The sequence below is a fragment of the Marinobacter mangrovi genome, assembly GCF_016798325.1.
Lineage (GTDB): Bacteria > Pseudomonadota > Gammaproteobacteria > Pseudomonadales > Oleiphilaceae > Marinobacter_A > Marinobacter_A mangrovi.
Genome location: NZ_JAERVO010000003.1, coordinates 290,497 through 304,915, shown reverse-complemented (window position 1 = coordinate 304,915; position 14,419 = coordinate 290,497). Strand labels below are relative to the sequence as shown.

14 protein-coding genes are annotated in these 14,419 nt (G+C 59.8%); all 14 read right to left on the bottom strand.

Annotated elements, in window-relative coordinates; genetic code table 11:
* Window positions 1-38: 38 nt before the first annotated feature.
* The 14 genes from JL474_RS11045 to JL474_RS10980 all read right to left on the bottom strand — a co-directional run bounded on the left by JL474_RS11045 (window position 39) and on the right by JL474_RS10980 (window position 13,982).
* On the bottom strand, window positions 39-458 hold the full coding sequence (locus tag JL474_RS11045; RefSeq protein WP_123633857.1) for a F0F1 ATP synthase subunit epsilon: 420 nt from the start codon (window positions 456-458) through the stop codon (window positions 39-41).
* A 38-nt stretch (window positions 459-496) separates the two neighbouring features.
* Window positions 497-1,888 carry a F0F1 ATP synthase subunit beta gene (gene atpD / locus JL474_RS11040; protein WP_123633858.1) on the bottom strand — a complete coding sequence of 464 codons (1,392 nt, stop codon included), beginning with the start codon at window positions 1,886-1,888 and terminating at the stop codon, window positions 497-499.
* Window positions 1,889-1,942: 54 nt separating this feature from the next.
* Window positions 1,943-2,809: a F0F1 ATP synthase subunit gamma gene (gene atpG / locus JL474_RS11035; protein WP_123633859.1), complete on the bottom strand. Its 867-nt coding sequence runs from the start codon at window positions 2,807-2,809 to the stop codon at window positions 1,943-1,945.
* A 75-nt stretch (window positions 2,810-2,884) separates the two neighbouring features.
* Window positions 2,885-4,429 (bottom strand): F0F1 ATP synthase subunit alpha, encoded by a 1,545-nt coding sequence (gene atpA, locus JL474_RS11030; protein WP_123633860.1) that lies wholly within the window; start codon window positions 4,427-4,429, stop codon window positions 2,885-2,887.
* A gap of 28 nt (window positions 4,430-4,457) precedes the next feature.
* The gene (locus JL474_RS11025; protein ID WP_203142109.1) at window positions 4,458-4,994 is read right to left on the bottom strand and encodes a F0F1 ATP synthase subunit delta; all 537 of its coding nucleotides are present in this window, start codon (window positions 4,992-4,994) and stop codon (window positions 4,458-4,460) included.
* Window positions 4,995-5,006: 12 nt separating this feature from the next.
* Complete coding sequence (locus JL474_RS11020; RefSeq protein ID WP_123633862.1) at window positions 5,007-5,477, bottom strand: F0F1 ATP synthase subunit B; 471 nt, start codon at window positions 5,475-5,477, stop codon at window positions 5,007-5,009.
* Between the two features lie 47 nt (window positions 5,478-5,524).
* A complete protein-coding gene (gene atpE / locus JL474_RS11015) occupies window positions 5,525-5,764 on the bottom strand; it encodes a F0F1 ATP synthase subunit C (protein WP_008940031.1) in 240 nt (79 codons plus the stop codon).
* Window positions 5,765-5,810: 46 nt separating this feature from the next.
* Window positions 5,811-6,737 (bottom strand): F0F1 ATP synthase subunit A, encoded by a 927-nt coding sequence (gene atpB, locus JL474_RS11010; protein ID WP_123633863.1) that lies wholly within the window; start codon window positions 6,735-6,737, stop codon window positions 5,811-5,813.
* 10 nt (window positions 6,738-6,747) lie between these two features.
* Window positions 6,748-7,173: an ATP synthase subunit I gene (locus JL474_RS11005; RefSeq protein ID WP_123633864.1), complete on the bottom strand. Its 426-nt coding sequence runs from the start codon at window positions 7,171-7,173 to the stop codon at window positions 6,748-6,750.
* A gap of 325 nt (window positions 7,174-7,498) precedes the next feature.
* Window positions 7,499-8,377: a ParB/RepB/Spo0J family partition protein gene (locus JL474_RS11000; protein WP_203142108.1), complete on the bottom strand. Its 879-nt coding sequence runs from the start codon at window positions 8,375-8,377 to the stop codon at window positions 7,499-7,501.
* A 50-nt stretch (window positions 8,378-8,427) separates the two neighbouring features.
* The gene (locus tag JL474_RS10995; protein WP_123633866.1) at window positions 8,428-9,222 is read right to left on the bottom strand and encodes a ParA family protein; all 795 of its coding nucleotides are present in this window, start codon (window positions 9,220-9,222) and stop codon (window positions 8,428-8,430) included.
* Window positions 9,223-9,224: 2 nt separating this feature from the next.
* Entirely contained in the window at window positions 9,225-9,881 is a 657-nt protein-coding gene (rsmG, locus tag JL474_RS10990) for a 16S rRNA (guanine(527)-N(7))-methyltransferase RsmG (protein ID WP_203142107.1), read from the bottom strand.
* Complete coding sequence (gene mnmG / locus JL474_RS10985; protein WP_123633868.1) at window positions 9,878-11,761, bottom strand: tRNA uridine-5-carboxymethylaminomethyl(34) synthesis enzyme MnmG; 1,884 nt, start codon at window positions 11,759-11,761, stop codon at window positions 9,878-9,880. The genes rsmG and mnmG overlap by 4 nt, the downstream gene beginning before the upstream one ends.
* Before the next feature lie 340 nt (window positions 11,762-12,101).
* Window positions 12,102-13,982, bottom strand: coding sequence for an MFS transporter (locus JL474_RS10980; RefSeq protein ID WP_203142106.1), 1,881 nt, complete (start codon window positions 13,980-13,982; stop codon window positions 12,102-12,104).
* Window positions 13,983-14,419 lie beyond the last annotated feature (437 nt).

Sequence of the window (14,419 nt, the reverse complement as noted above, 5' to 3'; positions counted from 1 at the left end):
GCTTTCAGAGTTGCCTGTACGGTAGCGCCGGTGGCGGCTTAGCGTTTCTTCCGCAGCTGCTGGATGGTTCTCAGCTTGGCGGCCGCTTCGGCCAGCTCGGTGGCAGCACGACTGTACTCGAACTCACTGGTCTGGTTCGCCAGTGCTTTCTCGGCTTCACGCTGGGCTTCCTGGGCGGCCGCTTCATCCACGTCTTTGGCGCGGATGGCGGTGTCGGCCAGCAGCGTGATGACCGAAGACTGAACCTCCAGGTAGCCCCCGGACACGTAGAGGATTTCCTCCTCGCCACCCTGCTTGATCAGGCGAACCGGACCCGGCTTGAGTGCCGTCAGCAGTGGCGCGTGTCCCGGTGCGATACCGAGATCCCCTTCCGAACCGGCGGCAATCAGCAGCTCAACCAGTCCGGAGAAGATCTTCTGTTCAGCACTGACGACATCACAATGTACGGTCATAGCCATTTCTTAGCCTCTTTGATCAGTCAGGAAAAGGGGGCCTCTTACTTCTCTTTGGCCTTCATTTCCTTCGCTTTCTCAACGGCTTCTTCAATGGAACCGACCATGTAGAACGCCTGCTCGGGCATGTCGTCATAGTCACCGTTCAGGATTCCCTTGAAGCTGCTGATGGTTTCTTTCAGCGGCACGTATTTACCCGGTGCGCCGGTGAAGACTTCAGCAACGTGGAACGGCTGGGACAGGAAACGCTCGATCTTACGGGCGCGGGCAACGGTCAGCTTGTCTTCTTCTGACAGTTCGTCCATACCCAGGATCGCGATGATGTCCTTGAGCTCCTTGAAGCGCTGCAGTACCGTCTGCACACCACGGGCCACGTCATAGTGCTCGTGACCGATCACCAGCGGATCCAGCTGACGAGAGGTGGAATCCAGCGGGTCGATCGCCGGGTAGATACCCTTGGAAGCGATGTCACGGCTCAGTACCACGGTCGCATCCAGGTGCGAGAAGGTGGTTGCCGGAGACGGGTCGGTCAAGTCATCCGCCGGTACGTAGACCGCCTGGACAGACGTGATGGAGCCGTCTTTGGTGGAGGTGATCCGCTCCTGCAGCTGGCCCATCTCTTCGGCCAGGGTCGGCTGGTAACCCACCGCGGACGGCATACGGCCCAGCAGTGCAGACACCTCGGTGCCGGCCAGGGTGTAACGGTAGATGTTGTCAACGAACAGCAAGACGTCACGGCCTTCGTCACGGAACTTCTCGGCCATGGTCAGGCCGGTCAGTGCCACGCGCAGACGGTTCCCGGGGGGCTCGTTCATCTGGCCGTAGACCATTGCCACCTTGTCGAGAACGTTGGAGTCCTTCATTTCGTAGTAGAAGTCGTTACCCTCACGGGTACGCTCACCAACACCGGCGAAAACAGACAGACCGGAGTGCTCTTTGGCGATGTTGTTGATCAGCTCCATCATGTTGACGGTCTTACCAACACCGGCACCGCCAAACAGGCCAACCTTACCACCCTTGGCAAACGGGCAGATCAGGTCGATGACCTTGATGCCGGTTTCCAGCAGGTCCGCAGACGCGGCCTGATCCGCGTAGCCCGGCGCCTTGCGGTGAATCGGCATGCGCTCTTCTTCGCCGATTTCGCCGGCTTCGTCGATCGGGCGACCCAGCACGTCCATGATCCGACCCAGAGTCTGGGTACCGACCGGGACGGAGATCGGGGCGTTGGTGTTTTCTGCCTTCAGGCCCCGCTTGAGACCTTCGGTGCTGCCCATGGCAATGGTCCGTACAACGCCGTCACCCAGCTGCTGCTGGACTTCCAGAGTTGTTTCACCACCTTCAAGCAGCAGCGCGTCATACACTTTGGGGACGGAATCGCGCGGAAACTCCACGTCGATAACCGCACCAATGATCTGAACGATGTGTCCGCTACTCATGCTCAGTTCCTCGTTATCTTTAAAGTCAATAAAACCAGTTGGATCGTGGGGTCATCAGACCGAGGCTGCGCCGCTCACGATTTCCGAAATCTCCTGGGTGATCGCGGCCTGACGAGCCTTGTTATAGGCCAGCTGCAGATCGTCGATGATGTTGCCCGCGTTATCGGTCGCGCTCTTCATGGCAATCATCCGTGCAGCCTGCTCGCAGGCCAGGTTTTCCATCACACCCTGATAAACCTGAGATTCGATGTAACGTGTCAGAAGACCATCGAGAATCGGCCGTGCATCCGGCTCGTAGATGTAATCCCACTGGCTCTTTTTGACGTCTTCTTCATCAGTGTCCCTGGGCAAGGGCAGGAGCTGTTCCACCGTAGGACTCTGGGTCATGGTGTTCACAAACTCGTTGCTGACCAGGTACAGGCGATCGATCTTTTCGTCCTGGAACGCATCCAGCATGACCTTGACGGAGCCGATCAGCTTGTCGGCGCTGGGCGTATCGCCCAACTGGGTCAGTGCGGAGACGACGTTGCCGCCGTAGTTCCGGAAGAAGGACGCGCCTTTCTGGCCAATGGCGCAAAGATCAGTCTCAACGCCCTTTTCCTTCCATTGCCGCATTTCGCGGACCAGTGTCTTGAACACGTTGATGTTCAGGCCACCACACAGACCACGGTCCGAGGACACCACGATGTACGCCACGCGCTTGACGTCGCGCTCGATCATGAACGGGTGCGTATACTCGGCATTGGCCTTGGCAATGTGCCTGATAACCTGCCGCATCTTTTCCGCGTACGGGCGAGTCGCCTGCATACGCTCCTGAGCCTTACGCATCTTGCTCGCCGCCACCATTTCCATGGCGCTGGTGATCTTCTGCGTGCTCTTGATGCTGGAGATCTGGTTACGTATTTCTTTTCCGACGGCCATAACTCACTGCCTTTTCAAGTTAGACACTCGAGCCCGAAACCAACAGAGCCCGCCGGGTGGGCGGGCCGTCTGTTGTTACCAGGTCTGAGTGGTCTTGAATTTCTCGAGTGCAGCTTTCAGGCCTGAGGCGATCTCGTCGTTGTAATCGCCTTTTTCGTTGATCTTGGCCAGGAGCTCACCCTGTTCGGTGCGCATCCAGTCCATCAGGGCCGCTTCAAAAGCCACGACCTTGTCGACATCAACGTCATCCAGGAAACCTTCGTTCGCTGCGTACAGAACCGTACCCATCTCAGCCACGGACATCGGGCTGTACTGGTTCTGCTTCATCAGTTCGGTGACACGCTGACCATGCTCGAGCTGCTTGCGGGTCGCGTCGTCCAGGTCAGACGCAAACTGGGCAAACGCCGCCAGTTCGCGGTACTGAGCCAGGGCCAGACGAATACCGCCACCCAGCTTCTTCATGATCTTGGTCTGGGCCGAACCACCGACCCGGGAAACCGAGATACCCGCGTTCATCGCCGGACGGATGCCGGAGTTGAACAGGTTGGTTTCCAGGAAGATCTGACCGTCGGTAATCGAGATCACGTTGGTCGGTACGAATGCAGACACGTCACCGGCCTGGGTTTCGATAATCGGCAGCGCGGTCAGGGAACCGGTCTGGCCTTTCACTTCACCGTTGGTCTTCTGCTCCACGTAATCGGCATTGACGCGGGAAGCCCGCTCCAGCAGACGTGAGTGCAGGTAGAAAACGTCACCCGGGTAGGCTTCACGGCCCGGCGGGCGACGCAGCAGCAGGGAGATCTGGCGATACGCCACAGCCTGCTTGGACAGATCGTCAAACACGATCAGCGCGTCTTCACCGCGGTCACGGAAGTACTCACCCATGGAAGTACCGGCGTACGGCGCCAGGAACTGCATGGCGGCCGGATCGGCGGCACCGGCAGCGACCACGATGGTGTGGTCCATGGCACCGTGCTCTTCCAGCTTGCGCACGACGGCGGCAATGGAAGACTGCTTCTGGCCAACGGCAACGTAGATACACTTGATGCCGCTGTCTTTCTGGTTGATGATCGCGTCGATCGCCACCGCGGTCTTACCGATCTGGCGGTCACCGATGATCAGCTCACGCTGGCCGCGACCGATCGGCACCATGGTGTCGATGGCTTTCAGACCGGTCTGGACCGGCTGGTCGACGGATTGACGGGCGATAACACCCGGCGCGACCTTCTCGATCGGAGCGGTCAACTCGGCGTTCAGATCGCCGTTGCCGTCGATCGGATTACCCAGGGCGTCGACAACCCGGCCCAGCAGCTGTTCGCCAACCGGAACTTCCAGGATACGACCGGTGCAACGCACCTTCTGGCCTTCGGCCAGCCCTTCGTAATCACCCAGGACAACCGCACCGACAGAATCACGCTCCAGGTTGAGCGCCATACCGAAAATGCCGTTGTCGAATTCAATCATCTCACCGTACATAACGTCGGCGAGACCGTGGATCAGCACGATACCGTCGGAAACCGACAGGATGGTGCCTTCATTACGTGCTTCGGAAGAGATATCGAGCTTTTCGATTCTCTTCTTGATGATGTCACTGATCTCGGATGGATTCAGTTGCTGCATGCCTTTATCCTCAAACCGTTATCTGCAATCAGGAACCTATCGCGTCCGCCAGCTTCTCGAGCCTGCCTCGTACAGAGGCATCGATGACGACGTCGCCCGCGCGAATCAAAACTCCACCAATCAGCGACTTATCCGTAGTGGTAGACAGGTTCACTTTGCGGCCTAGCTTACGGGAGAGTGCTTCCACCAGTTTGGCTTCTTCATCGCTCGATACCTCGAACGGAGACGCCATTTCAACGCTGACGGAACTCTCCAGTTGCGCCCGCAGTCCTTCAAACAAGGCATTGATTTCCGGCAAGAGGGGCAATCGCTTGTTTTCAGCCAGCAGCGCGATGAAGTTGCGCCCCTGCTCTGACAATTTACCCTCGCAGAAATCGGCAAATGCCGATGCTTTTTGCTCGTCCGGAAGGGTCGGATGCGCCACCATGGCTTTCGCCTGTGGGTCATTCGCCACCGCACTCGCGAAAGCCAGCATGTCCGACCACTCTTCGAGCGTGCCGGTATCCTGCGCAATCGCAAACGCGGCGTTCGCGTACGGCCGGGCTAGCGTTATCAACTCTGCCATGTCAAACCCCGTTTACAGTTGCGCAGACAGCTTGTCCAGCATCTCGCTGTGAGCTTTGGCGTCGACAGAGGTTTCCAGGATCTTCTCTGCACCGGTGATGACCAACGAAGCCAGTTCCGCGCGCAGTGCTTCTTTCGCACGGTTCTGTTCCCGTTCGATCTCGGCACTGGCCTGGGCCAGAATCCGCTCGCCTTCGACGCGTGCGTTTTCCTTGGCCTCGTCGACCAGACGGGCCGACCGCTTGTTCGCTTGATCGATGATCTCGGCTGCCTTTTGCTTGGCTTCACGCAGTTCCTGGGCCGCTTTTTCCTGCGCCAGCTCCAGATCACGATTGGCGCGGTCAGCCGCGCTCAGGCCATCGGCAATTTTCTTCTGCCGTTCTTCCATGGCCTTCGTGATCGGAGTCCACACGTACCGCATGGTGAGCCATACAAATACGGCAAACGCGATCATTTGACCGATAAATGTAAGGTTAAAACTCACACCGCTTCTCCACTAAATGGAATGAATTAGGTGGTCAACTTCGGTGCTTAGCCTGCAACAACGAACAGGATGTAGAGCCCCAGACCAACGCCGATCATCGGAACCGCGTCAACAAGACCCATAACAACGAAGAACTGGGTACGGAGCATCGGGATCAGTTCCGGCTGACGTGCGCCGCCTTCCAGGAACTTGGAACCCAGGATACCTACACCGATGGCGGCGCCAACAGCTGCCAGACCCATCAGAATACCGCTTGCCAGTATGATCAGAGCTTGTGCTTCACTCACTTTTTTATCTCCCGTTAATGGTTGAGCTTGGGTTAGGTTTAAACTTTTAGTGACTCTCGCTGGTCTCGAAAGACTGCGACATGTAGACGATGGTCAGAACCATGAAGATGAACGCCTGCAGCGAGATGATCAGGATATGGAACATAGCCCATACAATCTGAAGGCCGCCACCGAAGATGCCCAGAACCGGACCGGCACTGTACATCAGGGCAATCAGGATAAAGATCATTTCGCCGGCGTACATGTTGCCGAACAACCGCAGGCCCAGTGAGACCGGCTTGGCAATCATGTTGACGAATTCGAGGACGAAGTTGATCGGGATGAAAATCGCCTGAACGATCGGGTTCTTGTTGCTGAACGGATGCAGGGTCAGCTCACCAATAAAGCCGCCCAGGCCTTTCTCACGAATGCTGAAGAACAGGATCAGCAGGAAGACGTCGAACGCCATACCCAGGGTCACGTTCGGGTCGGTGGACGGCACCACCTTGAAGAAGACGTGGTGCGGATCCGCACCCAGGACGTGCTCACCGAACAGCTGCGCCACAAACGGCAGCAGGTCGACGGCGATCAAGTCCATGAAGTTCATCAGGAAAACCCACACGAGAATGGTCAGCGCCATCGGGGCGACCAGCGGGTTCTTGTAGGGGAACATGCTCTTGACGTTGTCCTGGACGAAGTCCACGACCATTTCCACGAAGTTCTGGAATCCGCTCGGGGTGTCGGAGGTCATCGTCTTGGCGACCTTGCGGAACATCAGGAAGAAGATCAGTCCCAGAACCAGCGACCAGCCCATCATATCGACGTGGATCGCCATAAAGCCCATCTGCTGGGCCTCTGCACCGTTGTGCGCCATTGTCCAGATAGCCTGATCCTGACCGGGACGCGTGCCCGCCGGCAGCTGGCCGAATGTCAGGTTCGTCAGGTGGTGATCGATATAACTGGACGCAGTGAGGTTTTCGCTTTCGCCTGCCATGTTCAGTCTCTCAAGCCCTATTTTTCAAAGATTTAGAGCCCCACAGCGCCGGGGCCAATGTATTCGTTGTCAGTACCAGGATAAAGGCCAGAAACAACACCCCGGCATTCAGGGGCTGGACCCACTTGAAAACGGCGGCAAACAAAAGCGCCGTGAGCGCCAACTTGACGACTTCACCCCAGTAAAATGCGCGCACAATGTGGCCCATCGCCCTTGCCGGCCGATAGGCAAAAACCTGTTTTGTAAAAAAGGCGTTGGGAATCGTATAGATCAAACCGCCCAACAGCCCGGAGTACCCGGCTACTTGTCCCGCGATCAGGTACCCAACTCCGGCTATGGCGACAGTGAAGGACAGCTGTATCCATGTCAATCGGTGGACCGGTGGTCGAGTCGCGTCCATCCGGCGACCCGGAATGTTGTTAGAACAGTTTTTCATGTTCCGCGCCACCTGCCGCTGCCGGGTGCTGATAAACCTCTATTGTCAAGGCAGCGGGATTATATGTGTTAACTCAACCGGGTTCAACACAACCCGCCCTGTTATCGGGCAGGGAAAATGCCCTTCTTTGGCACTAATTCCTTGGTTCTGGCGCCTTTCCGAACCATTGTGATCCATCATTAAAATTCATTTTTTAGTGCAATATTTTCGATGTAACCGTCGCCGATGCTGACCGAAAAGCACGCACAGCGAGACCCACGCCGATGACTGCGTGCGGTCAGGCGATCAAAAAAAAGAGGAGGAAAATGCCCGTCGGAATCAGGCGTTACTTGATATGACCCAGAATGCCATCCAGCTCATCCAGGCTGCTGTACTCGATGACGAGTTTGCCTTTGCCTTTCTGGCCGTGATTGATGGCCACCCGAGCGCCCAAACGCTCGGCGAGATCGTCCTGCAGACGACGGATGTTGGGATCCACCTGCGACTTTTTGTCGCGGCTCGGTGATTCGGCCTCCTGCTGGAGGCGGCGGACCAGCGCTTCGGTCTGACGGACGGAGAGGGATTTGGCCACCACGTGGCGGGCCGCCTGCAATTGCAGTTCCGGCGGCAGGGTCAGCATGGCCCGGCCGTGTCCCATTTCTAGATCCCCGTGTTCCAGCATCACGCGCACGTCTTCGGTCAGGCCGATCAGGCGCAGCAGGTTGGTGATGGTGGTGCGGGACTTGCCGACGGCTTCGGCCACCTGGGCCTGGGTCAGGCCGAATTCGTCCTGCAGACGCTGCAGGGCAAAGGCTTCCTCGATGGGGTTGAGGTTCTCGCGCTGGATGTTCTCGATCAGCGCCATGGCGATGGCGGCTTCGTCCGGCACGTCGCGGATGATGGCCGGTATCTGGTCCAGCTCGGCCAGCTGCGTCGCCCGCCAGCGGCGCTCACCCGCGATCAGCTCGAAGCGGCCTTCCGACAACGGGCGCACCACAACCGGCTGCATGACGCCCTGCTGGCGAATGGAGTCTGCCAGTTCCTGCAGGGCCGCCTGGTCCATGTCTCGGCGCGGCTGATAGCGGCTGCGCTGGATGAGGTCCACGGGAATTTCCCGCAGTTCACCGTCGTGCTCGCTCAGCTCTTCCCGGTCGAGATTGACCTTGGAGCCTGCCAGCAGCGCTCCCAGTCCGCGCTCACCCAATCCTCGCTTTTTCGCCGCCATCGTATCCGTCATTCTTTATGAGTGTTATCGAAACTGTGTGCCGGGAAGTGTCAGACCGCCACCGGCTGGCTCTGACGCTGCTGTCCGTTACGCCGGACCATTTCACCGGCCAGGGCCAGGTAGGCAATCGCCCCCTTGGAGGCCCGGTCGTACTTGAGCGCCGGTACCCCGTAACTGGGAGCTTCGGCCAGGCGTACGTTCCGCGGGATGACCGCCTTGTAGACCTTGTCGCCGAAATATTCGTTGAGCTGGGCCGAGACATCCAGCGTCAGGCTGTTGCGTGGATCGTACATGGTCCGCAGGATGCCTTCGAGAACGAGGTCCGGATTCACGGTTTCCTGGATCTGCTCCACGGTGTTCATCAGCGCGGCCAGCCCTTCCAGCGCGTAGTACTCGCACTGCATGGGAATCAGCACGCTGTCCGCAGCCGACAGGGCGTTGACGGTCAGCAGGTTCAGCGACGGCGGGCAATCCACCAGAATGTAGTCGTAGCGATCGCGGACGCTGTTGAGCTGCAGGCGCAGCCGGTGCTCGCGGCCGATCTCGTTCATCAGCTCGACTTCCGCCGCGGTCAGGTCGCCGTTGGCTGGCAGGATGTCGAAACCGGAGGCTTCGGCGAGGATGATCACGTCCGCCGCCGACTGACGCTTGGTAAGCACGTCGTAGCCGGACAGGGCCAGCGCGTTCTTGTCCACGCCGCTGCCCATGGTGGCGTTGCCCTGGGGATCCATGTCCACCAGCAGGACGCGGCGCTTGGTGGCGCTGAGGGAGGCGGCCAGATTGACGCAGGTGGTGGTCTTGCCCACACCGCCCTTCTGGTTGGTCACCGCGATAATGCGCGCCATGGTTAGCCTCCTGTCGTCCGAACGCGATCAATGATAAGCAAGTGACGTGCCCCATCACAACCTGGAATCGACAGCGCAACATCCTCGCGCAGTCGCCAGTCGGAGGGCAACGCCGCCAGCTCATCTTCCGGGAACTGGCCCTTCATGGCCAGGAACTGCCCCTCATCCGCCAGCAGATGACCGCACCAGGTCACCAGGTTCGCCAGGGCCGTAAACGCCCGCGAGGTGATCTGCTGGAAAAGCTGGTCCGGTTGGTAATCTTCGGCCCGCGCATGCACGACCTCGACGTTGTCCAGCCCGAGTTCCAGCACGCATTGTGTCAGGAATCGCGTCTTCTTGCTGTTGCTGTCCAGTAGGGTAATGTGGCGATCCGGACAGGCGATGGCCATCGGAATGCCCGGCAGGCCCCCACCGGCGCCCACGTCCAGGATAGAAGAGGCCTGTACGTAAGGCAGGATCGCCAGGCTGTCGAGCAGTTGTCGGGACACCATCTGATCCGGCTCGCGGACGGCCGTCAGATTGTAGGCCCGGTTCCATTTCTGCAACAGACCCAGAAACGCCAGCAGGCGTTCCCGGGTGGCATCGGACAGGTCCAGCGCCATGGCCGCCAGGCCGCTATCCAGCTGGGACGGCCAGTTGGCCGGAATACCCTGACTCATGCGGATTGCTTGCGCAGCAGGTCACGCTTCTTGAGGTGCACCAGCAACTGGGAAATCGCCGCCGGGGTCACGCCCTGGATCCGCGACGCCTGGGCTACCGTTTCCGGCCGCACGTCCTTGAGCTTCTGCTTGATCTCGTTGGACAGGCCGCCCACCGCATCGTAGTCCAGATCCACCGGCAGCGGCAGGTTCTCGTTACGACGCAGGCGATCGATCTCCGCTTCCTGGCGCGAGATGTAGCCTTCGTACTTCACTTCGATCTCGACCTGACCGGCCACGATTTCCTCGGCCTGCTCGCCGCTAATCTCGGCAATGTGCGAATAGACGATTTCCGGCCGACGCAGCAGATCGGCCAGGGTATGCTCTTTCTGCAGCGGCTTGTTCAGGTACCGGTTGGCCCGCTCGGCTTCCGGCGTATTCGGATGCACGTGGGTCTTGTCCAGACGCTGACGCTCAACCCCGATCGCATCGCGCTTGGCGTTGAACTGTTGCCAGCGCGCCTCGTCCACCAGGCCCAGCTTGTGGCCGGTTTCGGTCAGGCGCAGGTCGGCGTTGTCCTCGCGCAGGATCAGGCGGTATTCCGCCCGGCTGGTGAACATCCGGTACGGCTCGGAGGTGCCCATGGTGATCAGGTCATCCACCAGAACGCCGAGGTAAGCCTCGTCCCGGCGCGGGTACCAGGCGTCTTTCTCCTGCGCGCGCAGCGCGGCGTTGATGCCCGCCAGCAGTCCCTGGGCGCCCGCTTCTTCGTAGCCGGTGGTGCCGTTGATCTGACCGGCAAAGTAGAGCCCGCCGATGAACTTGGTTTCCAGCGTGTGGCGCAGGTCCTGCGGGTTCAGGTAATCGTACTCGATGGCGTAACCCGGCCGCGTGATGTGGGCGTTCTCGAAGCCCGGAATCGAACGCACCGCCTTGAGCTGGATGTCGAACGGTAGACTGGTGGAGATGCCGTTGGGGTACAACTCGTTGACGGTCAGGCCTTCCGGCTCGACGAAGATCTGGTGCGAGTCCTTGTCCGCGAACCGGTTCACCTTGTCCTCGATGGACGGGCAGTAGCGCGGCCCCACACCTTCGATATCACCCGCAAACATCGGCGAGCGGTCAAAGCCACTGCGGATGATGTCGTGGGTTTCCTCGGTGGTGCGCGTGACGTAGCAGCACACCTGTTGCGGGTGCTGGTCGCGGGAGCCCATGAAGGACATGACCGGCGTCGGGTCGTCGCCCCACTGCTCCTGCATGACGGAGAAGTCCACAGAGCGGCTGTCGATGCGCGGCGGTGTGCCGGTCTTCAGGCGACCCACGTTGAACGGCAGCTCGCGCAGACGCTGGGCCAGGGCAATCGCGGGCGGATCCCCGGCGCGACCACCGGCGTGGTTCTTCAGGCCCATGTGGATAACGCCGCCCAGGAAAGTACCCGTGGTCAGCACCACGTTGGCTGCGTTAAAGCGGATCCCGGTCTGGGTCACGACGCCGCGCACCTGATCGCCCTCGACGATCAGGTCATCGGCGGCCTGCTGGAAGATGGTCAGGTTGGGCTGGTTCTCAAGCACTTCGCGAATGGCCGCCTTGTACAGGACGCGGTCAGCCTGCGCCCGGGTCGCCCTGACGGCCGGGCCTTTACGGGAGTTGAGCACCCGGAACTGGATGCCGGCGCGGTCGGTGGCCTGCGCCATGGCGCCGCCCAGGGCATCGATTTCCTTGACCAGATGGCTCTTGCCAATCCCGCCGATGGCGGGGTTGCAGGACATCTGGCCCAGGGTTTCAATATTGTGGGTCAGCAGCAGCGTACGGGATCCCATCCGCGCCGCCGCCAGGGCAGCCTCGGTACCGGCATGGCCGCCGCCGATTACGATGACATCGAAACGATCCGGGAATTCCACAGTACACCTCAAGCGACATAGAAAAATGGGGCAGAAGTATACCGGTTACAGGGAAAAATTTGCAGGGGCGATGAATAATTTTTAACCACCCCTGGCAGTGCCCTGGTTGTTGGCACCGAGCTTGTTCCACTTTTTGAGAAAAATTCTTATCCGTCAGCCGCTTGGATGGCACTCCTCAGAAAAGTTTTCAAAACACTTATCCACATTGCGGTCAAGTCCTAAAATGCATCTTAAACCACTTAACCGTTTGATTTAAAAGAACCTGTCAAAAGGTATCCTAAAGCTACCCCCGGGTTATTCATAAACTTATCCACAGGTCCTAGGGATTTTCCGCAACCGGTCACGCCTGGTGGCCCCGCAGGTCACGGACAGTCGCTTCCAATCCTTCGGCGCTCACCTGCTCCGGCGACCAGATGGGACCGGCCACCAGTCCGATCCGGGACCAGAAGCGTTTGGGCGGGTGCGTTCCGGCCGCGCCGCCCTTGTGGCTGAATACGCTGCCCCAGAGGCCCTGCAGCGCCATGGGCACCACCGGGACGGGCGAGCGTTCCACCAGCGTCTCGATGCCCTGGCGGAACTGGTCGATCTCGCCATCGGTGGTCAGCTTGCCTTCCGGGAAGATGCACACCAGATGACCCGCCGCCAGCTCCTCGGCCACCTTGTCCATGGCCGCGTGATACACCTCTGGCTTCTTGCTGCGCGGGGCGATCGGAATTGTCTGAGCCAAGCGGAAAAACCCGCCGATCAGCGGCAGGTTGAAAATCCGGTCATCCATCACGAAACGCACCGGACGCTTGACCGCCCCGGCAATCACCAGCGCGTCCATGTAGGACACGTGATTACAGACGAGGATGGCCGGTCCTTCTTCCGGAATATGCTCCAGCCCCTCATGGCGAACCCGGTAAATCGTGTGGGACAGACACCAGATGATGAAACGCAGGGCGAACTCCGGCACCTGGCTGTAGACGTACCCCGCCACCACCAGATTGGCGATCGACAGGACCAGCAGGAATTCGGGAATCGACAGGCCCAGCGGGCCCAGCATCAACGCCCCGACCAGCGCACTGACCACCATGAACAGCGCGTTGATGACGTTCAGGGCGGCGATTACCCGGGCCCGCTTGCCCGGCTCCGATTCCTGTTGCACGAACGCGTACAGCGGCACAATGAAGAAGCCGCCAAACAGGCCCACACCGAGCAGGTCGACCAGCACCCGCAGGCCTTCGTGATGGGTCAGGAGGACCCACCAGTCCGACTGGACCGGCGCCGCCGGCACGCTGAAATAGAGATCCACGCCGAACAGGCTCAGGCCCAGCGAACCGATCGGCACGATGCCCAGCTCCACCCGATGGCCGGACAGCTTTTCGCAGAGCATGGAGCCCAGGGCGATCCCGACGATGAACACCGCCAGCAACAGGGTGACCACGGACTCGTCCCCCAACAGGACCACTTTGGCGAAATTGGGGAACTGGGTCAGGTAGGCGGCCCCCAGGAACCAGAACCAGGAATTGGCCAGCACGCTCTGGAACACCGCGTGGTTTTCCCGGGCGATGCGGATCAGCGCCCAGGTCTGGCGTAGCGGCTGCCACTTGAGAGGCATCTCCGGCACCACCGACGGGGCCGACGGCACTTTCCGGGCCGCCAGATAGCCAAGCACCGCCATCACCAGGACACCCAGCGCCACCCAATCCTCGGCAGCGCCCAGACCCATGACGACCCCGGCCGCCAGCATGCCCAGCAGTATGGCCACGAACGTGCCCATCTCCACCAGCGCGTTGCCGCCAACCAGTTCGTCGTCCGCCAGCACCTGCGGCAGGATGGCGTACTTCACCGGTCCGAAGAAGGTGGACTGCGCGCCCATCAGGAACAGCAGCCCCAGCATCAACGCATACCAGCCCAGCCAGAGGCCGACGGCCGCGACCAGCATGATGGCGATCTCCGCCAGCTTGACCCAGCGGATCACCAACGCCTTATCGTACTTGTCCGCAATTTCGCCGGCGATGCCGGAGAACAGGACGAAGGGCAGGATAAACAGCAGGGCGGCGAGATTGACCGCCACATCGGTCGGCAACCCCAGCAGCCCCCGCGCCAACCCATAGGTGATCATGAACAGCAGGGCATTCTTGAAGAAGTTGTCGTTGAGCGCCCCCAGGAACTGCACCAGGAAAAACGGCAAATAACGCCGCTGTCCCAGTAACCGGAACTGGCTCTGGTCTGCCATCGTCGAATTCATCCTTATTCGGTTATCGTTCTCTTTCGCCGGCCGGGAAAGTCCGTTTTGTCGATCAACGGAAAAGTCTGCGCCAAGCCCCGACCCTGCGCAAGATACGGCGATACGGCTTTCATCAAAACGCCCTGATTCGGGGCAATTGCACCATCTCTGCTCACAATATCTGTCCAGTCGCACAGGATCCGGGAGATCGATCCTTATTTGACGCGCCAATAATGAAGTATGCGTCAGTTTATTAACGAAATGGCACAGGATTCGCATTCATTCCATGGCAGATCAATCACCGGTGGCTTGCGTAAAGGGGTTATGGCACCCCACCAGGGACGGTTGCGAGCGACCCGTTATCAACGCGATGGAGTGCCACTGCCGGTCCGTGTCCGGCCGGGCGGTCGTGCCCCAGCACGACACCATTCAGCCCAGACAAGAGG